Genomic DNA, 26,484 nt, shown 5'->3' with positions numbered 1-26,484 from the left:
ACTAGACCTCCGTAGTTAAAAGTTCATTCAATCTACTAACATCATAGTTTCCGAAAACTGTATTTGCTTTAAGAGCCTCAAAAACAACTTTACCATATCCACGAGAGCCTGAACCACCTAAATAATCAAGTTCCAACAGTTTTAATCCATCAAGAATCACTTTGAAGTCTTCTTCTACTTGAGCTTGACTCTTGTCTGTCACCTCATAGATCAACTCAAATCCAAAGACACTGTCTCGGATAGCACGTTCAATCTGTCTTGGATTTGCTTCAGCAGTGATACGGTCAATAGTATTTTCAAACTTAACTTCAGTATAACTTTTGACAGCTCGTGAATCTAAGTCTTTTTTGTTAGCTAGAAAGGCATCTCTAAAAATGAGTCTTCCTACTTTATAGTTTTTGTCTGAACTATTCCCAAAGAGACGACTAATAATTTCCCCATCGTCTCCTGGTTTGTCTGCTAATTTAGTATTATATACTTTTGCTAGAAGGGTACGCATTTTCCCTTTGATACTAGATCCTGGAATAATGGGTAAATTAGTTATTGGATCTTTAATCACCGGTGAGTCCGTAGCTCCAATTGCTGCAAAGGCTTCACTTGTTCCAATATGAAGTCCTGTCTCTAGACGAATTTGTCCTGTTACTTGAATTTTTGCAAATGCCATTAATCTTTTCCTCCATAAAATTTGAAATAAGCTACTAGTGCTTCCATATAGCGGCAAAAACGTTGGAGACTTTCCTTATTGTTTATTTCTTTTAGAATGTCTAGAATCTCAGCCTTTTTCACCAAGTCTTTAACCGCAGTTTCTCGGCCCGATTGATAAACAAACTGCACTCTCAAATAAGCAATTTTATCAGCCAATTCCTTATACTCTCTGATCTTACTTTCATCAAAAAGATTACTAGTTAAATTTAGTAGATTTCGAATTTTTGTAGTTGTTAAAAGGAATGCATCAGGATTTCTAAAATTCCTAGTATTTCGATTCAATGATTTAATAACCTTTTCTGCCTTATCTACGTAATTATCATCTGTTAAAATTGCCATCTATGAATCCTTTCTAATCTCATAAATATATAGAAGTAAAGCTATCTCTGCTTCCTTACGTTCATTGTCGCTACCTTTATACCAAGAAAAGAATAAATCTTTGAACTTTCTAAACTCTTCTTTTTTATCCTTAGAAGTTTGATCTTCTAAACGGGTCAAATAATAAGCTAATCGAGCAATATTCATACGATCGTAGTTACGAAGGAGCTCAATCAGTCTGTATACAAAACTCTTTCCGCGCTCATCTTGAATATTAAAGTAGTATCGGATACTCTTAAGTTTTCCATTATAAACATTGTTAATGAATTGGTCGAACTTCAAGGTATAATTTTTTTCAAAAAGGGAAATACTATCCTTGTCGTTATCTTTGGCTGCTCCTTCTAACTTACCAGTTTCTTCAGCCATGAGGCTAACTGGAGTCTTATCTGGAAAGAGTCCGATCCCTGCTGATAGGGTTAATTTGCCATTTGTCCACTTGATAAAGTTTTGTCGGAGACAAATAGTAAACTCAATAATATCCTGCCAAGAACCGATAGCAAATACATCATCACCACCGGCATAGATGATCGATAGTTTTTTCTCCTTCGCAAACTGGTTGATATAGACCTTAAAGAAGAGACTCATACTTCTAGAGAAGGTCGCCGAGCGTGCCAGAGTATTATACTTGCCACCATCTTGATAGGAGAACCCAGCCATAAAGGCTGCTCCTAGGTCATCCACATCTAGTCGAACGACTGCCAGACGCTTGATACCTTGACCAGACTCCTGAGATAGTTTAGCATACTCGTAAATCTCATCATACTTGTAATCTCCGACAAAGACATGGGTTGCTTTTAGGATATCTGTCCTATAGCTATTCTTGACATAAACACGATCCCACTCTTCATTAGCGAGGTCGGCTTTGGAAATACCACTAATATAGGCTCCCGGACCTATCGGCAGGCCTTTTTCTTTTGTCACAATATAGTAGCTTTCTTGTATTTCCTTGGCAAAGCGATACATTCCTGCACAGATATGGCAGACCTCTTGTTCTTTATACTTGGTAAGCTTTTCGACTGAGTGGCAAATAGCACATTCTCTCTGGGAACTTTTTCCTCCTTGGTTGAGTTCAAGGAGAGTTTTAGCATCATAACGAGAGACTTTCTTTTGGGAAATCATCCGACTGGTTGTTTGATAGACTTTTCGATAGTCGGCCAGTGTCGTTGTCATATCATTGGCAGAAAACGGACTCCAACCAAATGCTACGTACAGACCTGTCTGGAAATGCTTGACCAAAAACTGATTGAATTCTGCTTCAAAGTTAGCCAAGGTTTCTCTAGTTTTTTCGGTGTTTGGAAGGATAAAGTAGGCGTGCCCGCCACCGACGTAGAGAAGATTAGCCCTCGTAAGCTCTAACTTCTCCAGTAAGCTGTCAGCGATATGTTCCCCCATAAAATCTAGATACAAGGAACGTGCTTTTAGTTGCTTGGCTGCTCCAGCTGTTGCGATATTGTAGATAAAATCCTGAATCCCTGATAAGTCAAAACTTGCTAGTAAAAAGGCCTTCTCGCTATAAAAAGCTTCTAAATCTTGCCCTAGTACCTTCTCATAGTCACGGCAATTCTTGTCTGCTAAATAGTCCTCTATAGCTAGGGCAAAGCCAGCTGTTAGACGACTGTAGGTTGCTAGAGAAATATCCGATAATTCCTGAGTTCTTGTCGAAACAGGTACATAGGAAAGAGTAGACTCAAGGAGATTCAAAAGGGTATCTATCTCAGATTGGCTAAAGTCCAATCTCTCAAACTCTTTTTCTAAGGTCTCTACTATCAAGTCATAATCTGACTGGTCAGACGGCTCACTCGATTCCTTAGCATAGTTTGGTTCCCCGTCAAGCTCTAATGGTCGTGCATCAAGATAACGCTGACTAGCGGTATCTAAAAATACATTGAAGATATCCGATTGTTTGCTTAGGAAATCTTCTTTACCTCCATGAGTATCTGCTGCTCTTTTTAGGCCTGAAGCAATCTTTGCGGCAACTGACGTGATATAGACCAAACTATCAGGAGCTAAGTCCGTCGGCAAATCACTAGAAGTCGCCTTGGCTATCTGCTGGGCTATTTTTTCATTATCCGAAAAGCGTTTAAACCATTCGGACCCAATGGTACCCAGGTCTTTCTCATCATACCTGGAACCTTGAATCACCTTGCCGATAGCGTGCAAAAGCGATCCATAAACTAAATCAATCTTTTCTTTCTTCAAGTTCTAAACCTCCCATCCCTAAGCTAGTTTTCATACCGAGACCTGAGTACTCTCCAAATTTTAGAAGCATATTAGCATAAGCTTTCAAGGTATTTGGACCTGTAATCTTAAAGGTCAGTCTCCCCCTGAAACCAGGGATTTTTTTGCCATGGACTTTAAAATAGCTAGATTCCAATCGATAGCTGGTAATCCTACTATGCTTGACCAAGTAATCCAGGGTTTCCTCTTCGATGTCCGAACGATTCTCGACCAGACGTGCATACTTCATCATCAAACTCTGAAAGATGAGACGCATGGTAGGAAAGAGTACGTACTCTCCCTGGGAGCGAAATCCTGTCGGAGTTTGAAAATGAATGGTGTAGAGTGACCGATCTTGGTTTTCATTAAAAAACTCAAAGAGTTGCTCCGAACTGAGATCTTGCATGGACAGAGACTCAACCATGAGAGTTGGTAAATCATGAAGTTCTACTTTCTTGAGCTCCAATAGAACAGGCAAAATCTGCTTGACGGCCTCATCCGTCAGGAGATGAAGGGACCATAGGGTCTTGTCCTTTTGATGGATGATTTTTAGTGAGTAGGGGTTGGTTTCCTGCTCATGTAGCCAAGTCACATAGTCTGGTTCCAGATTTTCCATAAGAAAACCTTGGAATTTTGTCGATAGGTCGCTCGGTGATTGGTCAATCCGCTTAAATGATAGTTCGATGCGTTTCATATGCCTCCTTTATTGATACAACAGCGCTTTTGCTTTCTCATGAGCGCTTTTTTCTTTTACTTTTGGAATCCTTTACCCTTATGAAACTGTCCCCTCGCGAGGTTAATAGATATCTATACTATGAAAATTGAATTTCTTAAAGACCTTTCAGGAACAACTCCTGAGTTTCCGGCCCCTCGCGAGGTAGATAGGGAGCTATACAAGGGCGAAGAGAAGCTTGAGCAAGCACGAACTAAGTTTCCGGCCCCTCCCGAGGTAAATAGGTTTCTATACCTGAATCTGCAGTTAAGCAGATTAATGATGCGTGGAAAGGGTTTCTGGCCCCTCGCGAGGTGGATAGGTTCTTATACGAAATATGGCACTGACAGATACACATGTTTTGGAGTTTCCGGCCCCTCGCGAGGTAAATAGGGAGCTATACAGACGTACAGGTATCGCAAAGAATACGATGGCAAAACCGAGTTTCCAGCCCCTCTCGAGGTTGATAGGTGGATATACATTGAAAAAGCTGTTTTATATGGAAGAACTATGACTCATTTTCCGGCCCCTCCCGAGGTAGATAGGTATCTATATCTAGTAGATGCAAACTTTAGAGTCAGTAGCGTTAGCGTTTCCGGCCCCTCGCGGGGTAGATAGGTAATGTATTCTTGCTTGATGATAAGAGTGGAACAATTCCGGCCCCTCGCGGGGTAGATAGGTAGCTATACAATTTGGTGGATGAGCATATTGAAATCAAAGTTTATAAGTTTCCGGCCCCTCGCGAGGTAGATAGGGAGCTATACCCCCTTATTAGGGCTACTAACAGCTGCTCTGGAATGGTGGTTTCCGGCCCCTCTCAAGGTAGATAGGTAGATATACTCAATTTGAGTAGTATATCAGAAAAGAGGGCTTATCTTATATGGTTTCCGGCCCCTCTCGAGGTAGATAGGTAGATATACCACATGGGCAAGCTAACGTTTAAGTTTTTACGAACACAGTTTCCGGCCCCTCGCGAGGTAGATAGGTATCTATACAGAACCAAAAGAAGATATATTCTGGTCGTTTCTGTTTCCGCCCCCTCTCGAGATAGATAGGTAGCTATACGTAATCAAGCTCCGCTCAGCACACCTGAAGTTATGTTTCCGGCCCCTCGCGAGGTAGATAGGGAGATATACGAAAAAAATCGAATCAAAGATTTCTGAAATCAAAAGGTTTCCGGCCCCTCGCGAGGTAGATAGGTAGCTATACATTGGATCAGTTCAAAATTAAAGAATTTTAGCCCTCCGTTTCCGGCCCCTCTCGAGGTAGATTGGTAGCTATACTAGCTGCAGAATTTTCGCAAATATAGCCAACAAAGTTTCCGGCCCCTCGCGAGGTAGATAGAGGGCTATACGAATGACCGATTGAACAAGAACTTTGAGCGCTACCTGTTTCCGGCCCCTCTCGAGGGAGATAGGTGGATATACGGCAGTAGCATTTACAAAAAGCGCAGAATTCTTGTTTCCGGCCCCTCGCGAGGTGGATAGGTAGCTATACATTAGCTACACTAGCACTTTCAACTATCGCACTTGCACGTTTCCGACCCCTCCCGAGGTAGATAGGTAGCTATACAATAGCAGTCTATAAACATAATTGGAAGCCCGTTTCCGGCCCCTCTCGAGGTAGATTGGTAGCTATACGACTGGATCCCAATGAACAAAGAAATCTCAGACCGGTTTCCGGCCCCTCTCGAGGAAGATAGGTATCTATACTCGAATTATTCGTGAAAATAGAAAATTCATTGAAGGTTTCCGGCCCCTCTCGAGGTAGATAGGTATCTATACTATAGCAGTTCTCACGCTACACGAACCGACAGCGCGTTTCCGGCCCCTCTCGAGGTAGATAGGTAGCTATACTCAAGCACAATTCAAAAAGTAAAAAAAGTTTCGAAAAATAGTTTCCGGCCCCTCGCGAGGTAGATAGGTAGCTATACGAATATTGCACCAACAAACGTATTGCACAAGGTTTATTCAGTTCTCGGCCACTCTCGAGGTTGATAGGTATCTATACTCATAATGCGGCGGATATTACACCAGCTTATGCCTTGTTTCCGGCCCCTCACGAGGTAGATAGATATCTATAAAATCCCACATTGAGAACAGGATTTTCTCTAAAACTATCCAGTTTCCGACCCCTCGCGAGGTAGATAGGTAGCTATACTTTCGAAGAGGTCACAGAATGAAACGATTCATAGCAATCTGGTTTCCGGCCCCTCGCGAGGTAGATAGGTAGCTATACCCATAAAAAAAGACTACATAAGCCGAATAGACAACAGTTTCCGTCCCCTTTCGAGGTAGATAGGTAGCTATACCCCATATCTTGTATGTAAACCTATAACAAGCACTAGATATAAGCTCTTGGAAACTACTATTAGTATACCATATTTTGTAAGAGTTTTCATTTCTGAATACCAAATAAATCACATATCTTTTTTATTCCTCCTAAATGTATAAAGGATACTATTTTATCATTAAAATTACTTTTGTCAAGCCCAAATATAAATTTTTTTTAATACAAAAAACGAACCAGCTTGGCTGATTCGTTTCGTGACTGCAAACTCCTACTTCCTATACATCTTAAATTGTAGGAAGAGGTCGCTATATTTGCCTGTCCATTTATGGTCAAATTTCTCATAAACTTCTAGGTGTTTCATGGTATCAGCGTCCGGATAGAAGGATTTGTCCTCACGAGTCTCCTCTAGGAGCATTTCCTTGGCTGGTAGGTTTGGTGTTGAGTAGCCCACATACTCCGCATTTTTCAGAGCATTTTCGGGTTTCAACATAAAGTTGATAAAGGCATAAGCTGCATCTTGGTTTTTCACGGTTTTTGGAATGACCATGTTATCAAACCAGAGGTTGCTGGCCTCAGTCGGCACGACATATTTGAGGTTAGGATTTTTCTCCAACATCTGGCTGGCTTCTCCTGAGAAGGTCACACCGATGGCAGCATTGTTCTGGATCATGTAACCCTTCATCTCGTCCGCCACAATGGCCTTGATATTTGGAGTCAGTTTGTAGAGCTTATCCACTGTCTCTTCCAACTGCTGAGGATCCTTTGAGTTGAGGCTGTAACCGAGCGAGTTAAGCCCTAGTCCCAGTACTTCACGCGCCCCATCAAAGAGCATAATGGAATCCTTATACTCTGGCTTCCAGAGGTCATCCCAATGCTCAGGAGCCTCATCTACCATGGTTTCGTTGTAGACAATTCCCAAGGTACCCCAGAAATAAGGAATGGAGAATTTATTGCCCGGATTAAAAGACTGGTTAAGGAACTCTGGTCCGATGTTTTCAATTCTTTTCTCGATCAGCAAGACGGACTAGCCATTCAGGAACAGTCACATTTTTCCTAATGCCTTGTTACTTCTCACAAAAGGCGCAGGATCGATTTGAATCATTGATACAAAACCATCTAAAACTTCAATCTTTAAAATATCACTTGGAGTAGGTAGCGCCATCCCTTCATCGATATAAGAAGCTAAAACATTTTCAAGTATTTCACGAGCATTTTTCATCGCTTCATCGATATTTTTTCCTTCTGTACCACCGCCAAATTCTGGGAATTCTACCCAATATCCTGTTCCTTCTTTATGAAAAATAGCTGGATACGTTTTTAACATTCTACTACCTCCGATATGAAAAGACTTAAGAATGTAAAAATTACAATCCTAAATCTTCATTTTCATGAACTGGAATCGTGACAAGATAAGAAAAAACCTCTTTCTTAAAATGATGACAACTTCCTCTTTGAAGAACTTCAACCCATCCATTCTCAAGAGCTAGTTTCACCGTTTCTTTACCTGTAAGTGGCATATATCGTTGTTACCTCCTTACATTTACTATTATATGCATTATGCGCATATTTGTCGAATTAAAACAAACCACTTTTCTCAATAAATACAAAATAAAATAGACCAGTTTCCTAATCCACTTTATTCTATATTGGTCACACTTTGGTCAAAGATTCCAAAAAATACTATCCTATCTTAAAAACTAAATTGTGATGATTACCTTTAAACTAACACTTTAAATATTCTTTGTTTTTCTTTACACTTCCCAAAATGCCCCCTATGGATATTATGAAGCCTATTTTGTTGTAGAAAAAAGTCCCATATCATCTATAATGAAAAGCGACTAAACAACTCATTAGAAACTAAATGGAGGCTAAACAGAACTTATTTTAGAACACTCCATCTTTTCCACTAGGATTTTCAAGAATTAAACAATACTAGAAACTCTGTCTCCTAACAAATTTAGGAGAAACTTCAACAGATGTGACACTTTCCCCTTTAATAATTGCTAAAACACCTTCTATCATTTTTTGGGCTAACATAGCATAATTAGGAGAAATAGTAGACAGAGCTGGAGTATAATATTGCGAAATAGGAATATTATCGAATCCAATTATTGAAATATCATCAGGAATGGTAATCCCCTTCTCATAGCACGCACGAATCAGCCCTTGAACCTTCTCATCCCCAGAAACAAATATCATATCCGGATGATTTTGATTAGATAAATTATTTATAGCATATGAATAAACTGAATCAATTGTAGTTAAACCATAAATAACTTGCAAATCCATTAAATAATTTTTATCAGTCAAAAAAGTACGAATACCTTTTTCACGATCCTTATTAACAAGAGATTCCCCTCCCATAAGTAACAACATACTTTTAATATTCTCTTTTGTTACTAATTCCATCATATCATAAGTGGCTTGAAAATTGTTATTAGATACATAAACAACATCAGGTGTTCGAGATTCTCCAAAAACTATAAAAGGCATATTATTCTTCTGTAAATAATTAATCCGAATATCGTCTTTACTTTCATAAAATACTATTACTCCATCTATTAAGCTTCCTGTACTTGAAATTATTGAATTCCTAATCGTATCTTCTTCACCAAAGTATTCAACAATAGCGTTTACTCCAAACTCTTTACAAGTTTGTAGAACTCTATCTAGTAAAGTTTGAAACCAAATCAAGGGAAAAGAATCAATCTTTTTAACGGAAATCAAAATGTTTGTAGTTTCTTTCTTAGTCAAATTTTTTGCATATGCATTTGGAACATACGACAACTCATCAATGACTTTTTGAATAGCTCGATAAGTTTCTTCTTTTACCTTTTCACCACCGTTAATAACACGTGAAACAGTTTTTGGAGAAAAACCTGATAAATGCGCAATATCATAAATAGTTACCTTTTTACCGTTTAAATTTTTCACTTTAGTCCTCCATTTATGATTTATCTAATATCATTATACAATATTTACTTTTTTTAACAAGAGAATTTAGTAAAACATTTTAATGTATCTTAACAAAAACTTTAATTTCAAAATTTTCTATTTTATACTCTATTCTTCCGATTCAAAAAAATAACATTGACAATTAAAATTTTTATTCTTTACAATTTTTTCTACTTCACAACTGATAAACTTGTATGAAAATAACTTACCACGAAAATATAAAAAATCATTTTCGGTAAAATCCATTGAAACTATAAAAGTATCTAATAACATTTGGACATAGCAGTCTAAGATCGGAATAATCTTTTCCTTAACAATAACTTTTGCTAATATATCATCAGCTGGTAAAGAAGACGAAAATACAATTTCACAAACATCATAAAAAGAATGAAATCTATATACTTGCACTAAAGAATTATATTCAAAATACGTTATTCTTCCACAGTCAAAATTAATATTATATACCTTCATTTATGTTTATCCTTATACTTTGCAAATAATTTCGAGTCAATTATCACCTAAAAAACAAAGGGACAAGAATAACTGCCCCTTTGTTTATTCTATATCAACTAACTTCTTCAACATAAATAACACCAACAATATTTGCTATTTCTTCCATCAGTCGAAGATGTTCAAATCTACCTGATAATTCCAGAGTAATAAATGACGCTATTTTTTTGTCTGGAACATCAAAGTATTCAATTCTGTCAGAATTAACATCTCCAAACGCTGTTCTTGAATCGGTCATTCTGATACCATTTTCTGCACAATAAACCAATACACGATTATAGGCTTCTGTAGATTTAACCACTATATACAATTCAATCATTTTAGAACGATTTTGTAGATATTTTTTTAGTGGTTGGAACATGGATATCACACCCCAAACAGAAATGGCTCCTAAAAGAGCACCCTCATAAAAACCTACTCCAATAGCTAATCCAATTCCTGCCGAAGCCCAAATGCCTGCTGCAGTTGTCAGACCTGTAATTTTCTTTTTATCAGTAATAAGAATCGTTCCAGCGCCTAGAAAACCCACACCTGATATAACTTGAGCTCCTAATCGTGTAGGATCTCCTGTCCCAAATTTATAAGATACGTATTCATTCGTCATCATAATCAAACATGAAGCTAGACAAACAATACTATAAGTTCGGATGCCTGCAGGCTGGGATTTGCTCCCTCTCTCTAAACCAATTATACTACCAATGACCACTGATAAAACAATCCTGACAACTATTTCAATATTTGATAACCCAAAACTAGTGGCTGTCATGATTATTTCCTTACTTTACGCCCCGGTCTTTGTGTGAAGTATAATACCGTTCCAGAAATAATCATCAGAACAATTGTATAAACAAATACCAGAGCTTGTGCATTAGATGTTGCTGTTTCATCACCTGCAGATCGAATCGTAATACCTAATGGTTGAGCTAGGGGATGGTAAAGGAATACAGATAAGTCGAAGTCAGTTAATAAAGAGTTAAAGTTTAAAGCAATAACAGAGAGAACAACCGGTAAAATATATGGAATAATAACCTTCATCATAGTATAAAAAGGTGAAGCACCCATACTTCTTGCTGCATCTTCCATCTCATCATCAACACTAAATAAAATAGCACGTACCATTCTATAAGAGAATGGAATTTTTACAACAATATAAGCGATTAGCAAAATTACTAAACTACCAACTAGAATCTGGTTAAAGACTAAAAGTTGAGGTTGGTTGAAAGTGAACAATAAACTAACTGCTAGAAGTGTACTTGGTAATAGCCAAGGAAGAAGAGCTCCGTATTCGAACAAGAAATCAAATCGAGCTTTATGTTTACGAACTACTCGCGCAAACACAACAGCAAGAACTGTTGCAGTAGTTGCTGCAATGATAGAATATATAAAGCTGACTAGGAATGGAGAAAACGCAGCACTATTACTAAAGAACAATCTGTAATTATCAAGAGTAAAGTTTGATAATGATAAGTTTCCTGTCTGTATTGCAACTGGGTCAGTAAATGAATACAATACAATGAAAATCAATGGTAACATGAAAACAGTGAACAAAGCATAAGCAACAATATGTGCAATGATATTCCATGGTTTAGATACGATTTTTTGTTTTTTCAAAGGTGCTTTCGTTTTAGAAATAGAAATATAATTTCCGCCTTTTTCGATCTTGTTCATAATAGTAAGCAAAATCGTAGTGGCAATACCCAAAATAATTGCTAGAAAGGCGGCTAAGTCACGAGAATTTCCCATTCCAGCAAATGTTATGATCATTGGGTTAATAGTTTGGAATTCTTTCCCACCAACAATCATAGGTGCTGCTACTGCTGATAACCCACTTAGAAAAACCATAATTGTCAGAGCGAATAAAGTAGGAATTAGAGTTGGCAATACTACTTTTCTAAACACTGTAAATGGTTTTGCACCCATATTACGTGCAGCTTCAATAGTATGATAGTCTACACTACGAATTGTATTCGTTAGGAATAAGGTGTGATTAGCAGTACCAGAAAATGTCATAATAAATAGAACTGCACCATAACCAATAAACCAGTTAGGATCTAAAGATGGAATAATACTTTGTAAAAATTTGGTAATCATTCCATATGGTCCATAAACGAATTTATAACCAGTAGCCAAAACTACTCCACCGTAGATTAGTGACGTCATGTATCCTAGTTTTAATATTTTAGCTCCTTTAATATCAAAATATTCTGTAAACAATACACAAAGTACACCAACAACATTAACAGTTATAATCAGTGAGAATGCTAACTTAAAACTGTTCATAATACTCTGAATCGCACGTTGAGATTTAAAAGCTCGTTGTACGACATCAAGTGAAAACTCCCCACCTTTCACAAATACATTAACTACTAAATCAAAGTTTGGATAAATGATGAAAGTTACCAAGAACCAGATTAAGCCTAAACGAATGAGCCAATCTTTCCAATTTAATTTATGACGCATACTGCACCTCCTTAAAATTGCAGAACGTCTGATGGTGTGATAAATAATTCCACACTTTCTCCGACAGATCTAATAGCTGACTGACTATCAATACTTGTTACATTAAGAATTTGATTTTCAGATACCTGAACAGTATAGTGAATTGTAACTCCTGAAAATTCTACATCAATAATTGAACCTTTTAAGACAAAATCCTGATCCGTTTCACGTTTGAAGCGAACTTTTTCTAAACGAATGTAACCTTTTTTATCTTCCAAAAGAACATGAGCATTATTTAGAAGAATTCCGTGAACAGTTTCATCTGTAAGTACGTTAATGTCTCCAATGAAATCACATACAAATTCTGTTTGAGAATTATGATAAATTTCTACTGGTGTTCCCACTTGTTCAATAAAACCATTATTAAAGACAGCAATCCTATCAGATAGCGTTAACGCTTCCTCTTGGTCATGTGTAACATATAGAGTTGTAATTCCCAATTCTTTTTGAAGACGTTTCAACTCTTTTCTCAAATCCACACGTAATTTTGCATCTAGGTTTGACAAGGGTTCATCCAAACATAGGATTTTAGGTTCCAAAACAAGAGCACGAGCTAAAGCTACACGCTGCTGTTGTCCTCCAGATAATTCTGAAACGTTACGTTGCAATTGTTGATCTGAAATCTTAATTTTAGCAGCCACTGCAGAAACCTTGGCTTTAATAACATCTGGAGCAACTTTTTTAACTTTTAAACCAAATGCAATATTATCAAAAACTGTCATTGTTGGAAATAGTGCGTAAGATTGGAATACGATCCCGATTCCACGTTTTTCAGGTTCCAAGTGCGTAACATCTGTGCCATTAACCTCAATACTTCCAGATGAAGGGTCTAGAAAACCTACCAAAGCTCTCAAAGTTGTTGATTTACCACATCCAGAAGGTCCTAGAAAGGTAAAGAATTCTCCTTCCTGAATATCTAAATTAAGATTATCAATCGCGATAAAATCACCATATTTAATTTGAATATTATCAAATTTAATCATATTATTAACTTCCTTTACTAATATATAAAAAGTCCCTCTTAATTTCTTTTGTGTGTGCAGAAACATTAGAGAGACTTAGAATTTTAAAAATTACACTTATGCCCTATTTTACATATTCTAGTTCAGCTTTTTCGACCCATTCGTCCAAATGTTTTCCAACAGCTTCCCAATCAATACTTTGTGGTTTCACTTGATCAACAAATTTCTTAGTAGCTTCTGGTAACTCTTTCACTGCCTCAGTATTTGCAGGAATAGAACCAAAGTTTTTGCTATACTCTACTTGAATTTCTGTTTGACCAAACCAGTTGATGAATTCTTTTGCTAAAGCTTGTTTCTTACTAGTATTCAAAATCATTGTTTGTTCAGTTACAAACGGGACACCAATTTCAGGAGACATTACTTTAAATACAACATTGTTTTCTTTCTGTCCAACTAATGCACCAGAACCCCACATCATTCCATACTGGATTGGGTCATCCTTATCCAACATTTTAACAATTGAACTTTCACCCTTTTGAAGAGTGTACGCATTTTCCAAATATTCTTTAGCTACTTGCCAACCTTTTTCAGAAACACCCAATTCTCCTTTATCATCTAGATAACGAACAAGGATACTTGCCAAGATAGCACGCCCTGTTCCACCTGAGAGCCCAGAAATTGAATATTTACCTTTATACTTGCTACCTAACTCAGTCCAATCTTTAGGCATTTCAGTAACATCAGGAGCACCAATCAAAACTAATGGTTGAACAATTACAGGATTGTAATAATTATCTTTATCTGATAAAGATTGGTCAATTTTATCTAACCATGTAGGTTTAAACTGTACCAATAATTTTTGATCTCTAATTTTATTTGAATCAACAGCTCCAATACCAAATACCATATCAGCAACTGCATTATTTTTTTCAGCAATAACACGATCTGCCAACTGAGCACCTGGAATGTCAACCATTTTAATATTGAAACCAGCTTCTTTTGCTTTAGCAGTTAGCCAATCTCCACGTCCGTTTGAAACAGAGTTAGAATAAATTACTAATTCTTGGCTCTTATCAGCTTTTTCTTCTGATTGAGGTGTATCGCTCGAAGAATTTGATGAATTAGTTGAACCACCTGAACATGCTGCCAATGTTGTAACTGCAACCCCTGCAGCTAAAAGCGATAATAATTTAGATTTTTTCATATGAAATCTCCTTTTTATTTTTAATTATAATTTTATTTTAAAATTTTTCGCAATATGGAACAAAGCGTCTCATATCTTCAAATACTGTGTAATCGATACGATTTACTGTAATGACAGGAATCTTTTCAAGCAGAACTTCGGTTAATTCCTTTTTCACTTTAGTAAACTCTTCATTTTCTTCTTCAGTTAATGGAACTCGAAGATATCCAATTGAGATATGGAATTGATAGCGATCATGATTAGGGAATCGAACACCTGCTTTTTCAGAAACATATGTTCTAATTTCTTCTAATCGTTTAGCTGATTTTTCATCGGCTGGTTCTACTAAAATGTTTTGATTTCCCATTTCAGTCACACGCATATGAATATCTTCGTTTAGCAATGGGAAAATTTCTAGTTGTTTTGCAAAGTAATCATGAATTTCTTGTAATGGCGTATCCAATGGTAGATGGCTACTCCAAAATTCAGGCTCACGATTTTCATGGCAAAGCAATTCAATTACAGTCATATGAATAGAATCTCTTGGAGTTAATGTGAATTTGTCTATAAATGGTAACTCTCTATAGCGTGATTGAATGATATCAACAACTTCCATCAAATCTGAATTAGTATAAAGATTTGCTACAACTGTATTTCCGGGAAAATGATTAAATTCCCCGTTCTCTTTGAACTTAATTTTTGTTAAGTTTTTCATAAAAAGACCTTCTTTTTTATTTTTGACATCGGTGTCATTCATGTTTACATTATACAATGTAAACGATTACTTTGTCAAGCGCTTTCATAATTTTTTTTTTGATTTTTTTTTATATATACATATCACAAGACTATTGTGCTTTATTATTTATTGTATCCATTAGGATTTTTGGATTGCCAATTCCATGTATCTCTACACATGTCTTCAACCGTTTTCGTAGTCTTCCAATTTAACTCCTTATACGCTTTGTCTGCATTTGCATAACAAGTCGCAACGTCTCCTGATCGTCTTGGAACAATTTTATAAGGAATTGGAACCTTATTGACACTTTCAAATGTATTTACAAGTTGTAATACACTAGTTCCCTCTCCTGAGCCCAGGTTATAAATATAAACATCTGTTTTTTCGGATACTTTTTCTAAAGCTTTTATATGCCCTATCGCTAAATCCACTACATGGATATAATCGCGAACACCAGTACCATCTACCGTATCATAATCATCTCCAAAAACACTTAGCTCTGATCGCTTGCCTACAGCTACTTGTGCAATAAAAGGCATCAAGTTGTTGGGAATTCCAGAGGGGTCTTCACCAATAAGCCCAGACTCATGAGCCCCAATCGGATTAAAATAACGAAGCAATGCAATACTCCACTCTGAATCTGCTACATGAACATCTTTTAAAATTTGTTCAAGCATCACTTTGGTGTACCCATAAGGGTTTGTTGCACTTGTCGGCATTGTCTCAATGAGGGGTGATTGATTGTGAATGCCGTATACAGTCGCACTCGATGAAAATACAATCTTCTTAACTTTAAACTCTGACATCACTTCAACAAGAGCTAATGTGCTCATAATATTATTTTCGTAGTACATCACAGGCTTTTGCACGGATTCGCCGACAGCTTTGTATCCTGCAAAATGAATTGCAGCGTCAATTGATTCTTGTTCAAATACTTTTCTCAATGATTGTTTATCGCAAACATCAAACTCGTAAAACGTAGGACGTTTTCCTGTAATTGCTTCAATACGATCTAACACTAAGATGCTGGAGTTCGAAAGATTATCAACAATGACAACTTCCTTCCCTAAATTTAATAATTCTACTACGGTATGGCTACCTATATAACCAGCTCCGCCTGTCACCAATATTGCCATTTGGGTTCCTCCTAATTAATTCCAACCGACTTAACAAATCTCATAAATGCTTCATGTCCAAACGGAGTATTCTTATAAACGCCAGCATCTTCGAGAACTCTCGCAAACACTTGTCCTACTTCGTGTTGAACTACGCGATTAACCTCTTCTTTTTTAATATTAGGATATTTTTCTTTCAATTGATCAGCCCATTCTAAATGATAGTTTGCAATTGAATTTTTTTCTCCTAAAAGATATTTTTCAACTTCTTCTAACTCTGTTTTCAAACGAGGTGGTAAAATCGCAAGTCCCATCACTTCGATTAACCCGATATTTTCCTTTTTAATATGTTGTACATCTTGATGAGGGTGGTAAACACCATCTGGGTATTGTTTAGTAGTATGGTTATCTCTCAGAACAATATCCAATTCATATCTTCCATCCACTTTACGAGCAATAGGAGTCACCGTATGGTGTGGAATATCTTCAGTCTTAGCAATGATGTCTACTTCTAAATCTGAATATTCTCTCCAGATATTTAGGATTTTAGTAGCTAATTCTACCAAACGATTTTTATTTTCACCTTGTAGCCTAATCACTGACATCGGCCACTTTACAATACCTGCTTTAACATCCTCAAAGTCTTTAAAAAGAAATTCTCTCTCAATTTTTGCTTTTTCCATTGGGAAAATATGTTTTCCTCCCTGGTAGTGATTATGACTAAGAATAGAACCTCCTGAGATAGGAAGATCAGAATTTGAACCAGCAAAATACCCTGGTAAAATATCAACAATCTCCAATAATTGTTCAAATGTTTTGGACGTAATAGCCATTGGTACATGTTGACTATTCAAGAATATCGCATGCTCATTAAAATATGAGTATGGGGAATACTGGAAACCCCATACTTCGTCTCCCAGTTCCAACCGAATAATTCTATGATTAGCACGTGCTGGATAATTTATTCTCCCCTGATAACCTTCATTTTCCATACAAAGTAAACATTTTGGATAATTAGATGACTTTACCAATTTCTCTGCTGCGATTGTTTTCGAATCTTTTTCCGGTTTTGATAAATTGATTGTAATTTCAAGTGAACCATAATTAGTTTCAGTATGAAAAGCTATATTTTTAGCGATAGCTGACAATTTAATATAGTCGCTATCTTTACTTAACTGATAGAACTCTTCAACTGCTTCCTGTGGCGAAACATCATATGAACTCCAAAAAATATCATTAAGACGACTTGGTAATGGAACGATAAAATTCATCAGCTCTGCACCTAAACATTCCTTTGCCTCAGCTAAATCAGCAATTTTACCATTCTTTAAAGCTATTTCTACTAAATTGTCTTTTAATTTTTTAAGATCACTATCATTTGAAATCTTATCAGTTCCTTCTTCACCGATTAAAGCCAATATTCTATTTTTTATATATATTTGGTCCATCGATTTATAAATTCCATATTCAATAACTTTATTAGCAAAATTATCTACTATTGTCTGCATATATACTCCTCTTTAACTATAATACTCCAATTTCCTGATAATCTAACCATTTATAAATAGATTTTGTTGTATGGGACATCTTATCAAGAATATTAATAACTTCTAAAAATACAATAGCTTCATCAACATTTGAGGATTCAATAAGAAAGTTCTCTACTACTTTGTCTCCTAGTTTCTGACATAGACCAGATATCAACTTACATTTTTTATTATAGTCATATACGTCAGGTTCATAGTTTCTATTCTTATACCATGTTAGAGTTTTCTTTAAGTGATCCCCTAGAATAAAATGTATTTTTAGCATTTCATAAAATAATGGTCCCCATTCATGCATTGTATGAATATTTTTTAAATTCTTAACTATTTCAATGATTCGATCACCAATACGTTCAATATCTGTGGATAATTTTACTATAGTTATAATTTTTCTCAAATCAACAGAAACAGGATGTTGTAAACAGATAAGTTCAATACCTTTCATATCTATTGTAACAACTGCTTCATTAATAACTAAATCATTATCTATAATACTTTGTTTTTGAACTTCGGTTAAGTCATCAAATATCATTTCATATTTTTTTATTATAGAAACCCATATATCTTCTAGATTATTAGACAACTCAATAATTTCATTGTCAAAATGCTTTCTCAACATTATCTAACCTCAATAATCAATTGCACTATAAAGAACTCGTATAGATAACTGTCTTTATAGTTCATCATATGATGAAATTATTTTAAACATTAATTATCAAAATACTTGCATCATCTTTTTTACCATAAATAGGATCAATATTTGTAGATTCTTTTCTCATTTCAATTAACTCTCCAAAATTGTAGCCTGAATTTTGAGTATAAAAATCGTAAAAACCATCAGTCATTAAAACAATATGATTACTAGTCACTTCCAAACTACCATTGATAACATGATTTATACTACTTTTGTCTAGTGAACCTATCCAATATCCATCTGGTTTATTAGCTAGCTTCCTAATATTTTGTAATATAGTCTTTTTATCAACTTCATCATTAGATTTGATTGAAAATTTTCCTTGTTCAAAAAGGCAATCTACTCTATGGTCTGTAATAGTTTGATTGTTGACTATCATAACACAATCGCCAATCATTATGTATTCTAATTTTAAACCAGATAATTTCGCAAAAATAAAGGCAAAAGTTGGTAACTGGTAATAATCATCAAACTCACACTTATCTATCTCTATTATTTTTCTAACGTCATCCAAAACAAGCTCGAAAATTTTCTTCAATGATAACGAATCGTCACAATACTGCTTGAGACATTCAGAAATAAGGTGAGATACTTCTGAAACTGAATAACCTATAGAGTCTTTTGAATTAAATAAATCTGTTGCTCCATCTATAATCCAGAAATATTGATTTTTGTAATCTACGCTATCTTCGTTCTCTATAGTGCTACCTTGTATTGAGCATATTCTATCTATCTTCATAATGACGTTTAAAACTCCTTTGTCCAAATAGAAGGCAAATTCCAATAATAGTTAAAAGCAACTCAACCATTTTATTTAATCCAGTTTTTGGTAATGCATGTTGATTATTTTTTGTCTTAACTACTTCACTAACATTAGTTACGTCATATTGTTTTTGTGAAATTTCTCCTGTTACTACATTACCTGAATCATGATTTGATTTTTCAATTTTATCATCTACACTATTTACTGAGTAATTATTAGCTAAATTATTATTGTTTTCAGCTACAGGTTTTATTTCCTCTACATGCTTATCTGAGTGGTTATCTGAGTGATTAACTGAATTTTGCGAAAAGATTTTATAACTTTCATTCTCAGTTATAATATTAAAATCACCGACACTATTATTTGTGTCTGAACTGGTCCCATTAAAATCAGTTTTAAGTAAAGAAACATGATTTCCAGTTAAATTGGAAAGTTGGTTATTTAAGACAGTGATACTTCCAGCGGATTCTTCAATTACGATTCCGTCTTTACCTCCTGAAATGATATTATCAGACACTACCAAATTGTCGCTGACTCTTAACATTTCAATATTTGGCTGTTCAGGATTTTTCGAATTATTACGAATGATATTCTTTGTTACAGTAATATCAGTTACTTTTCCAAGATAATCTGCACTATCTTTTGCAACTCGTATTGCTTTAGTGTTAGAATCAGCAATATTAAATACATTTCCAGTAATAGTCACATGTTTATTCAAATCTAATATATCTTTAACATTTTTATAACTATAAGCATTAACTAAAGCGGCACCATTTTCACGATAGTGTCCACTTTCCTCTTTAGTTTTCTTATCAAACCTATTTCCTTTTATTAAAATATCAGTAAATCCTGTAAAGCGAACACCCGCATACATCATATTATCAAAATGATTATTTAGAATTTTAATATTTGAAGGATTTTCAGTTGTTGCAGTTTGATAATGTGTCCCAATTGCAGTTACTAATTCACCTGATTTTTCACTTTTACCAAAATAAGAATTTTGAATTGTTACATTTTCAGATTTTTGACCATTATCATTTAATGCATATGGAAAGCCTTTTCTGGTTAATGGCTCTATTTGAATAGACTCCTTACTGATAATCTGACCATCCTTCATAGTCTTAGGGAGAGCTTGTCCCAAAAACCGAGAGTTGTCTACTAGTACATTTTTTGAACCTGCAATTTGAATGGCATGTCCCTGATAGCTATCTTTAAAGGTTACATTACTTATTGTTACGTTTTTTGAATTTCCTATAGCAAAGGCTCCTGAAGAATTAATCAAAGGGAGATTCTTAGCTTTTGTCCTCTCTTCATTCAAAGCTCCGTTCATATCAATTGTTCCACCAGAGTAACTGATATCTTCGGTTGGTTCCCACTCAACTTGATCTCCATCATCAGTGAATAAACCTGTCATGAATACAATAGAAGGATGATTTTTGATATTGATACCATTTAATATTGTAGCTTTTTCATGTACTTCTAGGTGTGTATGACTTCTCAAAAAGACAATTTCTTTAACTAAATAAGTCCCCTCAGGAAAATATACTTTTCCTCCACCTAATCCTTTAGCAGCTGCATCTATTGTATCTTGAATTGCTTGTCTGTCATCATTAACCCCATCGCCTACTGCACCATAATCTTTTACATTTAAAGCCGAAACTTCAATTCCTTTTTCTAAGGCAGTGTTACTCTCTCGCACTTCATTACTATTAGAGGTATCTGCAACTTCGTTCTCAGAACTAACTGACTTTGAATAAGTACTAATAAAATCAGTCAAACTGTCATGTTTACTAGTTAAGGAACCTTCTAAAGTTTTGATAGTTGAATTAGAAAGGGCACTATTAGAAACAAGAGGAGAATCTTTCATTTCATCTTCAAAAGTTCCAGTATTTACCCCATCTTCTTTATATTCTTTATTAGATATCAAAGGAGAATCAACATTACTATCAGTTAATTGTGAAATAGAAGAGTCAATCCCAGTAGGTTTATCATAATTATTAGTTGATGAGCTTTCTAAACTATTGGTGGTTGAAGTAGAAAGCTTATTCATAGATATCTGTGAAGTACTTGTAATAACTTCATCAGCAAAAACACTTTGTACCCCCAAGAATGAAACCGCTACCAAAACAGAGCACAATCCAACCTTAAGTTTCCGAATACTAAAAACCTCATTGTGAACAAAATGCTTCATAAAACACCTCCAAATTTTTTATTGTTTTTTTACTATGTATCACTAAATTTTTTTACATCAGACAAAATGACACCGCTGTCATTATCCTTATCATATATTTTCTAAATAAAATTGTCAAGGGATAACACAATAAAATACAACATTTTTTTAAAGCGTAATCATATTTAAAACTTTATATCTGTTCTATAAACCAAAAATATTATTTAGTCTCTTCCAACATTTTTAAATGGACAGAACAATTTCATAGTGAAAATGATAAAATATTTTTTAATAGCTCTTAATACTGTTTCACAAAAAATAGACCAATTTCTTGATCTACTTTACTTTATATTAATTTCTAAAAATTTAATTTTGGTCAAAATTTGGTCATGATTTGGTCAAAAAAACAAAAAATACTAAATTATTTTTAAAAATTAACTTGTGATGATTGCCTTAAAATAAACACTTTGCATATTCTTTGCTTTTCTTTGCATTACTTAAAATGCCCCCTGCTGGAATCGAACCAGCAACTACTCCTTAGGAGGGAGTTGTTATATCCATTGAACTAAGGGAGCTAGAGAAAAACCCTGCTGGGTGAGCAGAGTTTTTAGTCGAATTAACGACGGATTTCTTTGATACGAGCTGCCTTACCTTGAAGTGCACGCAAGTAGTACAATTTCGCACGACGTACTTTACCGTAACGAACAACTTCGATCTTTTCAACACGTGGAGTGTGGATTGGGAAGATACGCTCAACACCTACACCGTTAGAGATTTTACGAACTGTATAGTTTTCTGAGATGCCAGCACCTTTACGTGCGATAACAACACCTTCAAAAATCTGGATACGTTCACGGTTACCTTCGACAACTTTTGCATGTACACGAACAGTGTCACCAGGACGGAATGATGGGATATCTGTACGAAGTTGACCTTCAGTCAAGCTTTGGATTAATGGATTCATTTTATTCTCCTATCTTTGTCAATCTTGAGGAACCTTCCTCAGCGGATAAACTGTATTTTTGTGCGTCCATTACACACAAGATACAGTTTACCAAATTTCCACCTAAAAGTAAAGAAATTTATAGCAGAATTCCTAAAAAAATCGCTAGAAAACCACCTATGTAGGTTAAGACTAAATAGCTATAAAATACCTTCTTGTCACTAAGTAGTCTTTGCAGCTCATCATTCAAGGTTGAAAAGGTCGTCAACCCACCACAGAAACCTGTCGCTAGGATGGCATAGACTTCCTTGGACTCCACATGGTTGTAGAGCAAGCCAATCAAAAAACAACCGAGAAGATTGGCTATGAGAGTTCCTAGGGGCAATTTCGAGGATTGATTGTATTGGGAAAAGAAATAGCGCACTAGGGCTCCAAAGCCACAGGCGATTGCAAGATAGATGATTACCATTTCTTCCTCCCTAGATAATAAGCCAAGAGCAAGCCTCCACCGATACTCAAAAGCAAATACATGACTAAACTAAGATAACGCCCGGTATCAAGCAATTTCACAGCATCAAGCATTAGACTAGAAAAGGTTGTTAAACCACCGCAAAAGCCTGTACTCAGCGCCAAAACCAAACCTTTACTGCTTCCCTTATAGACCAGATAGCCTTTTACCAGATAGACCAAGCAGAAAATCCCCAGATAGTTGACAAGGAGGGTTCCCCAAGGAAAGTCAGGACTGGCTGGCAACTGACTAGATAGAAAATAGCGGACAAGTCCACCCAACATAGCAGCTAAAAAAATCCCTAGCGGATAGAATTGTTCTTTTTTCATTTGATGTTTTGATCCTGATATTCACGCGAACGTTTGAGTATGTCCGAAAAAGTTGCGACAATAGTCTCCTGATAGCGCCTATCTTCTACACGACTTCTGACTTTTTCAAAAATAACTTCTTCTCTCTTAGTATCTAAGATTGGCTTACCAGATGCTTTTTTATAAGCGACAACCCCTTCAACTAAGTGCATCCGTTCTTCTAGGAGCTTGACGATTTGGTCGTCTATTTGATCAATTTCTTGCCGAATACTATTTAAATCCATAGTGCCTCCTCCTTTATTTGAATTATTGTATCAAAAAGCCACCAAATAGGCTAGTGAAATCCCAAAATAACTAATAAAAAACGCACTGACTCCTTCCAGTCAGCGCAGTTTGATTCTTATCCTACTTTTGCAGCCAATTCTTCTGCGAATTGTTCCAAACGTTCGATGTCTTCTTCTTCGGCAGAAAGATCCACTTTAACACACTCTGAACCTTTTTCTGCTCCTGTCGCTACAAAAACGCGATCAAAGTCATCAACAGCCTTACAGAATTCGTCGTAGAAGGTGTCACCTGAACCGACCACTCCGTAGATTTTACCATTCAAGTTGAGGTCTGCTAGGTCTTCGTAGAAGTCCATCATCTCATCTGGCAACTCTCCATCGCCATAAGTATAGGTCGCAACGATTGCGATGTCAGCTTCCAAGAAGTCTGAAGCGTCAACAGTCGTACATTCATCCACATCGACATCCAAACCCAAGTCACGCAATTTATCTGCAACAATATCTGCAATTTCTTCGGTATTACCGGTCATACTGGCAAATACAATTTTTGCTAATGCCATATCGTCCTCCTCAATTTATCTTTCTCCATTATATCATATCTTTTTCATTTTAAAAATAAAAATTCTTGTGCTACAATGAAATGAGAAAGAATTGAGGTTATTTATGGAAATTTGCCAGCAAATTTTAGAGAAAATCAAAGAATACGATGCCATCATCATTCATCGTCATATGAAACCAGATCCAGATGCCTTGGGAAGTCAGGTAGGCTTGAAAGCTCTTCTCAAACACCATTTTCCAGAAAAGACCATCAAAGCAGTCGGTTTTAACGAACCAACTCTAGCTTGGATGGCAGAAATGGACACTGTACAAGATAGTGACTACCAAGGTGCTCTTGCTATTATTTGTGATACAGCGAATCGTCCTCGTATCGATGATAAACGCTATGAACAAGCTGATTTTACCATCAAAATCGATCACCATCCAGATGATGATGTTTATGGTGACCTATCTTGGGTGGATACAAGTTCAAGCAGTGCCAGTGAGATGATTACTCTATTTGCTCAAGAAAATCAGCTGGCTTTGTCTAGTGAAGCGGCACGACTTCTCTATGCAGGAATTGTCGGGGATACGGGGCGTTTTCTCTACCCGTCAACTAGTGCTCGTACCTTTAGAATAGCTGCCCAGCTTCGAGAAGTTGATTTTGACTTTGCTGGATTGTCTCGTCAAATGGATACCATGAGCTTCAAGATTGCAAAACTTCAAGGGTATGTCTATGATTACTTAGAAGTTGATGAAAACGGAGCCGCACGCGTTCTGCTTACTCAAGAAATCTTGAAAAGATATAAGGTTACAGATGCTGAAACAGCAGCGATTGTTGGAGCACCTGGTCGAATTGATACTGTTAAGGCTTGGGCCATCTTTGTTGAACAAGCTGATGGTCACTTCCGTGTGCGTATGCGCAGTAAAATCACCCCTATCAATGAGATTGCCAAACGCCACGATGGGGGCGGACATCCATTAGCCAGTGGCGCCAATTCCTATAGTCTAGAAGAAAATGAACAAATATACAAAGAGCTTAAAGATGCTCTGCAGATTCACCAAGGCTAAGAAAGAATTTTCTTGGCCTTTTATATGCACTATTCTTAAAATATACGGTTTCTTTGTACCTCAGTTTATGGTATAATAAGTCAAACTGAAAAAAGGAGACTTAGTAATGGAAAAAAATCGTTTGTTTATCCTCATTTCTGCTGGAGTAGCAATCCTTGGTTCTCTCTTGCCATGGGCTAGTATAAATGCGGGTGCTTTTGGGTCCTATAGTATGAATGGTTACCAAGGAGATGGGTGGCTTGTCATTATCGCAGCTATTGTATCTATTGTTCTTGCGTGCTTGAATAATATGAATAAAGCAATGTCTAAAGGGTTCTCAATTGGTGTCATTGTTTCGGGTGCAATTGCAACTCTCGTCACACTAATTAATCTTTTTAATGTAAATAAGTACATGTCTAACTTTGGTGGATATGGCATTTCAATCGGCTTTGGTTTGATTCTGGCTCTTCTTGCTAGTATTGCACTAGTTGTAACTGGTCTCTTGGCAATGTCAGGCGGTAAAATCACAAAAGATTCATTTGCAGAATTAGCTGAATCAGGAAAAGATTTTGCTCAAACAGTCGGACGCGTAACGACTACTACCGTAAAAACTGCAGTTGAGGAAATCAAAAAAGAAACTCAAGAACATAAAAAAGAAGAAACTACAGCTGAAAAAACAGAGACCACACAAGAGGAAACTGAGCAAAAAGAAGAAACTACAGAACCAGCTCATGTCGAAGCTGAAACAGAAAACAAAGAACCTGTTAAAGAAGAACCAGTTGAAACTGAACTAGCTGAAGAAGAAAATACTGAAAATAAGACTGTTGAAGAAAGTGAAACAGTAAAAGAAACAGCCCAAGAAGAGACAGCCGAATCTAAAAATGAAAAGAAAGAAGAACAAAAAGATCCAAGTCAGGCGGACCAATAATTCTTCTCCTATCACCTCAGTAAAAACTGGGGTGATTTTTATCGATATTTTTAATAAAATCAGGGAAAAGACTTGCCAAACTTATCAGAATCTGATAGACTAGTAAGGTAACAATCTATGGCTCGCAAAGAGACCATGGCAGAAAGGAAATATTGCAAAATGAAAAAAGATATCCATCCAGAATATCGCCCAGTTGTCTTCATGGACACAACTACTGGTTACAAATTCCTTAGCGGTTCAACAAAACGCTCTAACGAAACTGTTGAGTTCGAAGGCGAAACTTACCCATTGATCCGTGTGGAAATTTCATCAGACTCACACCCATTCTACACTGGACGTCAAAAGTTCACTCAAGCAGATGGACGCGTGGATCGTTTCAACAAAAAATACGGTCTCAAATAATCAACCGCATTTATTGCTTAAAAACGTTGATACAAAGCCTTTTCCAAAAAGTTGGAATTGGCTTTTTTTTGTTTTTAGTACCGTTTTTG

25 protein-coding genes, 1 tRNA gene and 2 pseudogenes are annotated in these 26,484 nt (G+C 36.1%); 3 read left to right on the top strand and 25 right to left on the bottom strand.

Features of this window, described 5'->3' with window-relative positions:
• Position 1: 1 nt before the first annotated feature.
• The 25 genes and pseudogenes from csm3 to B7709_RS06640 all read right to left on the bottom strand — a co-directional run bounded on the left by csm3 (position 2) and on the right by B7709_RS06640 (position 24,038).
• Positions 2-664: a type III-A CRISPR-associated RAMP protein Csm3 gene (gene csm3, locus B7709_RS06765; protein ID WP_084972196.1), complete on the bottom strand. Its 663-nt coding sequence runs from the start codon at positions 662-664 to the stop codon at positions 2-4.
• A complete protein-coding gene (csm2, locus tag B7709_RS06760) occupies positions 664-1,044 on the bottom strand; it encodes a type III-A CRISPR-associated protein Csm2 (protein WP_084972195.1) in 381 nt (126 codons plus the stop codon). The genes csm3 and csm2 overlap by 1 nt, the downstream gene beginning before the upstream one ends.
• Positions 1,045-3,282 (bottom strand): type III-A CRISPR-associated protein Cas10/Csm1, encoded by a 2,238-nt coding sequence (gene cas10, locus B7709_RS06755; RefSeq protein ID WP_084972194.1) that lies wholly within the window; start codon positions 3,280-3,282, stop codon positions 1,045-1,047.
• Positions 3,263-3,994, bottom strand: a complete 732-nt coding sequence (gene cas6 / locus B7709_RS06750) for a CRISPR-associated endoribonuclease Cas6 (protein WP_084972193.1) — start codon at positions 3,992-3,994, stop codon at positions 3,263-3,265. The genes cas10 and cas6 overlap by 20 nt, the downstream gene beginning before the upstream one ends.
• Before the next feature lie 2,578 nt (positions 3,995-6,572).
• A pseudogene (locus tag B7709_RS06740) lies at positions 6,573-7,304 on the bottom strand (ABC transporter substrate-binding protein); the annotation flags it as partial.
• Positions 7,300-7,628 (bottom strand): annotated as a pseudogene (locus B7709_RS06735) (type II toxin-antitoxin system HicB family antitoxin). The pseudogenes B7709_RS06735 and B7709_RS06740, both read right to left, overlap by 5 nt.
• 40 nt (positions 7,629-7,668) lie before the next feature.
• Complete coding sequence (locus tag B7709_RS06730; protein ID WP_084972190.1) at positions 7,669-7,821, bottom strand: type II toxin-antitoxin system HicA family toxin; 153 nt, start codon at positions 7,819-7,821, stop codon at positions 7,669-7,671.
• 415 nt (positions 7,822-8,236) lie between these two features.
• Positions 8,237-9,238 carry a LacI family DNA-binding transcriptional regulator gene (locus B7709_RS06725; protein ID WP_084972189.1) on the bottom strand — a complete coding sequence of 334 codons (1,002 nt, stop codon included), beginning with the start codon at positions 9,236-9,238 and terminating at the stop codon, positions 8,237-8,239.
• 129 nt (positions 9,239-9,367) lie between these two features.
• Positions 9,368-9,730: a hypothetical protein gene (locus B7709_RS06720; protein WP_084972188.1), complete on the bottom strand. Its 363-nt coding sequence runs from the start codon at positions 9,728-9,730 to the stop codon at positions 9,368-9,370.
• A gap of 94 nt (positions 9,731-9,824) precedes the next feature.
• Positions 9,825-10,535, bottom strand: a complete 711-nt coding sequence (locus B7709_RS06715) for an MgtC/SapB family protein (RefSeq protein WP_084972187.1) — start codon at positions 10,533-10,535, stop codon at positions 9,825-9,827.
• Positions 10,536-10,537: 2 nt separating this feature from the next.
• Positions 10,538-12,229 (bottom strand): ABC transporter permease, encoded by a 1,692-nt coding sequence (locus B7709_RS06710; RefSeq protein ID WP_084972186.1) that lies wholly within the window; start codon positions 12,227-12,229, stop codon positions 10,538-10,540.
• Positions 12,230-12,240: 11 nt separating this feature from the next.
• The gene (locus B7709_RS06705) at positions 12,241-13,251 is read right to left on the bottom strand and encodes an ABC transporter ATP-binding protein (RefSeq protein ID WP_084972185.1); all 1,011 of its coding nucleotides are present in this window, start codon (positions 13,249-13,251) and stop codon (positions 12,241-12,243) included.
• A 103-nt stretch (positions 13,252-13,354) separates the two neighbouring features.
• Entirely contained in the window at positions 13,355-14,434 is a 1,080-nt protein-coding gene (locus B7709_RS06700) for an extracellular solute-binding protein (RefSeq protein ID WP_084972184.1), read from the bottom strand.
• A gap of 37 nt (positions 14,435-14,471) precedes the next feature.
• A complete protein-coding gene (locus tag B7709_RS06695) occupies positions 14,472-15,128 on the bottom strand; it encodes a DUF1868 domain-containing protein (RefSeq protein WP_000793817.1) in 657 nt (218 codons plus the stop codon).
• Positions 15,129-15,271: 143 nt separating this feature from the next.
• Positions 15,272-16,285, bottom strand: coding sequence for a UDP-glucose 4-epimerase GalE (gene galE, locus B7709_RS06690; RefSeq protein WP_084972183.1), 1,014 nt, complete (start codon positions 16,283-16,285; stop codon positions 15,272-15,274).
• A gap of 11 nt (positions 16,286-16,296) precedes the next feature.
• On the bottom strand, positions 16,297-17,772 hold the full coding sequence (gene galT / locus B7709_RS06685; RefSeq protein WP_084972182.1) for a UDP-glucose--hexose-1-phosphate uridylyltransferase: 1,476 nt from the start codon (positions 17,770-17,772) through the stop codon (positions 16,297-16,299).
• 16 nt (positions 17,773-17,788) lie between these two features.
• Positions 17,789-18,427: a phosphate signaling complex PhoU family protein gene (locus tag B7709_RS06680; RefSeq protein ID WP_084972181.1), complete on the bottom strand. Its 639-nt coding sequence runs from the start codon at positions 18,425-18,427 to the stop codon at positions 17,789-17,791.
• Positions 18,428-18,509: 82 nt separating this feature from the next.
• Positions 18,510-19,241 (bottom strand): protein phosphatase 2C domain-containing protein, encoded by a 732-nt coding sequence (locus B7709_RS06675; RefSeq protein WP_084972180.1) that lies wholly within the window; start codon positions 19,239-19,241, stop codon positions 18,510-18,512.
• Positions 19,228-21,456 (bottom strand): glycosyl hydrolase family 28-related protein, encoded by a 2,229-nt coding sequence (locus B7709_RS06670; RefSeq protein ID WP_084972179.1) that lies wholly within the window; start codon positions 21,454-21,456, stop codon positions 19,228-19,230. Before B7709_RS06670 ends, B7709_RS06675 begins: the two co-directional genes overlap by 14 nt.
• Positions 21,457-21,938: 482 nt before the next feature.
• Positions 21,939-22,010 (bottom strand) — tRNA-Arg (locus tag B7709_RS06665).
• 41 nt (positions 22,011-22,051) lie between these two features.
• Positions 22,052-22,399 carry a 50S ribosomal protein L19 gene (gene rplS / locus B7709_RS06660; protein ID WP_001068669.1) on the bottom strand — a complete coding sequence of 116 codons (348 nt, stop codon included), beginning with the start codon at positions 22,397-22,399 and terminating at the stop codon, positions 22,052-22,054.
• A gap of 118 nt (positions 22,400-22,517) precedes the next feature.
• Entirely contained in the window at positions 22,518-22,847 is a 330-nt protein-coding gene (gene crcB, locus B7709_RS06655; protein WP_084972178.1) for a fluoride efflux transporter CrcB, read from the bottom strand.
• Positions 22,841-23,215 carry a fluoride efflux transporter CrcB gene (gene crcB, locus B7709_RS06650; protein WP_084972177.1) on the bottom strand — a complete coding sequence of 125 codons (375 nt, stop codon included), beginning with the start codon at positions 23,213-23,215 and terminating at the stop codon, positions 22,841-22,843. The genes crcB (B7709_RS06655) and crcB (B7709_RS06650) overlap by 7 nt, the downstream gene beginning before the upstream one ends.
• The gene (locus B7709_RS06645) at positions 23,212-23,478 is read right to left on the bottom strand and encodes a chorismate mutase (RefSeq protein WP_084972176.1); all 267 of its coding nucleotides are present in this window, start codon (positions 23,476-23,478) and stop codon (positions 23,212-23,214) included. Before B7709_RS06645 ends, crcB (B7709_RS06650) begins: the two co-directional genes overlap by 4 nt.
• Before the next feature lie 116 nt (positions 23,479-23,594).
• Positions 23,595-24,038, bottom strand: coding sequence for a flavodoxin (locus B7709_RS06640; protein ID WP_001162125.1), 444 nt, complete (start codon positions 24,036-24,038; stop codon positions 23,595-23,597).
• A gap of 103 nt (positions 24,039-24,141) precedes the next feature.
• On the opposite strand from B7709_RS06640, the gene B7709_RS06635 reads away from it, so the two are divergent.
• From B7709_RS06635 to B7709_RS06625, 3 genes are all read left to right on the top strand, one after another.
• Positions 24,142-25,086 carry a DHH family phosphoesterase gene (locus B7709_RS06635; protein ID WP_084972175.1) on the top strand — a complete coding sequence of 315 codons (945 nt, stop codon included), beginning with the start codon at positions 24,142-24,144 and terminating at the stop codon, positions 25,084-25,086.
• Positions 25,087-25,192: 106 nt separating this feature from the next.
• The gene (locus B7709_RS06630) at positions 25,193-25,993 is read left to right on the top strand and encodes a lantibiotic ABC transporter permease (RefSeq protein WP_084972174.1); all 801 of its coding nucleotides are present in this window, start codon (positions 25,193-25,195) and stop codon (positions 25,991-25,993) included.
• A 159-nt stretch (positions 25,994-26,152) separates the two neighbouring features.
• Complete coding sequence (locus tag B7709_RS06625) at positions 26,153-26,395, top strand: type B 50S ribosomal protein L31 (protein WP_000710762.1); 243 nt, start codon at positions 26,153-26,155, stop codon at positions 26,393-26,395.
• Positions 26,396-26,484: the final 89 nt, after the last annotated feature.

Source organism: Streptococcus oralis subsp. dentisani (assembly GCF_002096335.1).
Classification (GTDB): Bacteria; Bacillota; Bacilli; order Lactobacillales; family Streptococcaceae; genus Streptococcus; species Streptococcus oralis_Z.
This window is presented reverse-complemented; position numbering and strand designations above follow the sequence as displayed.

Excerpts from the sequence above, each read along its gene's own strand:
- csm3 (WP_084972196.1), bottom strand. The coding sequence starts at position 664 with ATGGCATTTGCAAAAATTCAAGTAACAGGACAAATTCGTCTAGAGACA.
- csm2 (WP_084972195.1), bottom strand. The coding sequence starts at position 1,044 with ATGGCAATTTTAACAGATGATAATTACGTAGATAAGGCAGAAAAGGTT.
- cas6 (WP_084972193.1), bottom strand. The coding sequence starts at position 3,994 with ATGAAACGCATCGAACTATCATTTAAGCGGATTGACCAATCACCGAGC.
- B7709_RS06730 (WP_084972190.1), bottom strand. The coding sequence starts at position 7,821 with ATGCCACTTACAGGTAAAGAAACGGTGAAACTAGCTCTTGAGAATGGA.
- B7709_RS06720 (WP_084972188.1), bottom strand. The coding sequence starts at position 9,730 with ATGAAGGTATATAATATTAATTTTGACTGTGGAAGAATAACGTATTTT.
- B7709_RS06715 (WP_084972187.1), bottom strand. The coding sequence starts at position 10,535 with ATGACAGCCACTAGTTTTGGGTTATCAAATATTGAAATAGTTGTCAGG.
- B7709_RS06710 (WP_084972186.1), bottom strand. The coding sequence starts at position 12,229 with ATGCGTCATAAATTAAATTGGAAAGATTGGCTCATTCGTTTAGGCTTA.
- B7709_RS06705 (WP_084972185.1), bottom strand. The coding sequence starts at position 13,251 with ATGATTAAATTTGATAATATTCAAATTAAATATGGTGATTTTATCGCG.
- B7709_RS06700 (WP_084972184.1), bottom strand. The coding sequence starts at position 14,434 with ATGAAAAAATCTAAATTATTATCGCTTTTAGCTGCAGGGGTTGCAGTT.
- B7709_RS06695 (WP_000793817.1), bottom strand. The coding sequence starts at position 15,128 with ATGAAAAACTTAACAAAAATTAAGTTCAAAGAGAACGGGGAATTTAAT.
- galE (WP_084972183.1), bottom strand. The coding sequence starts at position 16,285 with ATGGCAATATTGGTGACAGGCGGAGCTGGTTATATAGGTAGCCATACC.
- galT (WP_084972182.1), bottom strand. The coding sequence starts at position 17,772 with ATGCAGACAATAGTAGATAATTTTGCTAATAAAGTTATTGAATATGGA.
- B7709_RS06680 (WP_084972181.1), bottom strand. The coding sequence starts at position 18,427 with ATGTTGAGAAAGCATTTTGACAATGAAATTATTGAGTTGTCTAATAAT.
- B7709_RS06675 (WP_084972180.1), bottom strand. The coding sequence starts at position 19,241 with ATGAAGATAGATAGAATATGCTCAATACAAGGTAGCACTATAGAGAAC.
- B7709_RS06670 (WP_084972179.1), bottom strand. The coding sequence starts at position 21,456 with ATGAAGCATTTTGTTCACAATGAGGTTTTTAGTATTCGGAAACTTAAG.
- rplS (WP_001068669.1), bottom strand. The coding sequence starts at position 22,399 with ATGAATCCATTAATCCAAAGCTTGACTGAAGGTCAACTTCGTACAGAT.
- crcB (WP_084972178.1), bottom strand. The coding sequence starts at position 22,847 with ATGGTAATCATCTATCTTGCAATCGCCTGTGGCTTTGGAGCCCTAGTG.
- crcB (WP_084972177.1), bottom strand. The coding sequence starts at position 23,215 with ATGAAAAAAGAACAATTCTATCCGCTAGGGATTTTTTTAGCTGCTATG.
- B7709_RS06645 (WP_084972176.1), bottom strand. The coding sequence starts at position 23,478 with ATGGATTTAAATAGTATTCGGCAAGAAATTGATCAAATAGACGACCAA.
- B7709_RS06640 (WP_001162125.1), bottom strand. The coding sequence starts at position 24,038 with ATGGCATTAGCAAAAATTGTATTTGCCAGTATGACCGGTAATACCGAA.
- B7709_RS06635 (WP_084972175.1), top strand. The coding sequence starts at position 24,142 with ATGGAAATTTGCCAGCAAATTTTAGAGAAAATCAAAGAATACGATGCC.
- B7709_RS06630 (WP_084972174.1), top strand. The coding sequence starts at position 25,193 with ATGGAAAAAAATCGTTTGTTTATCCTCATTTCTGCTGGAGTAGCAATC.
- B7709_RS06625 (WP_000710762.1), top strand. The coding sequence starts at position 26,153 with ATGAAAAAAGATATCCATCCAGAATATCGCCCAGTTGTCTTCATGGAC.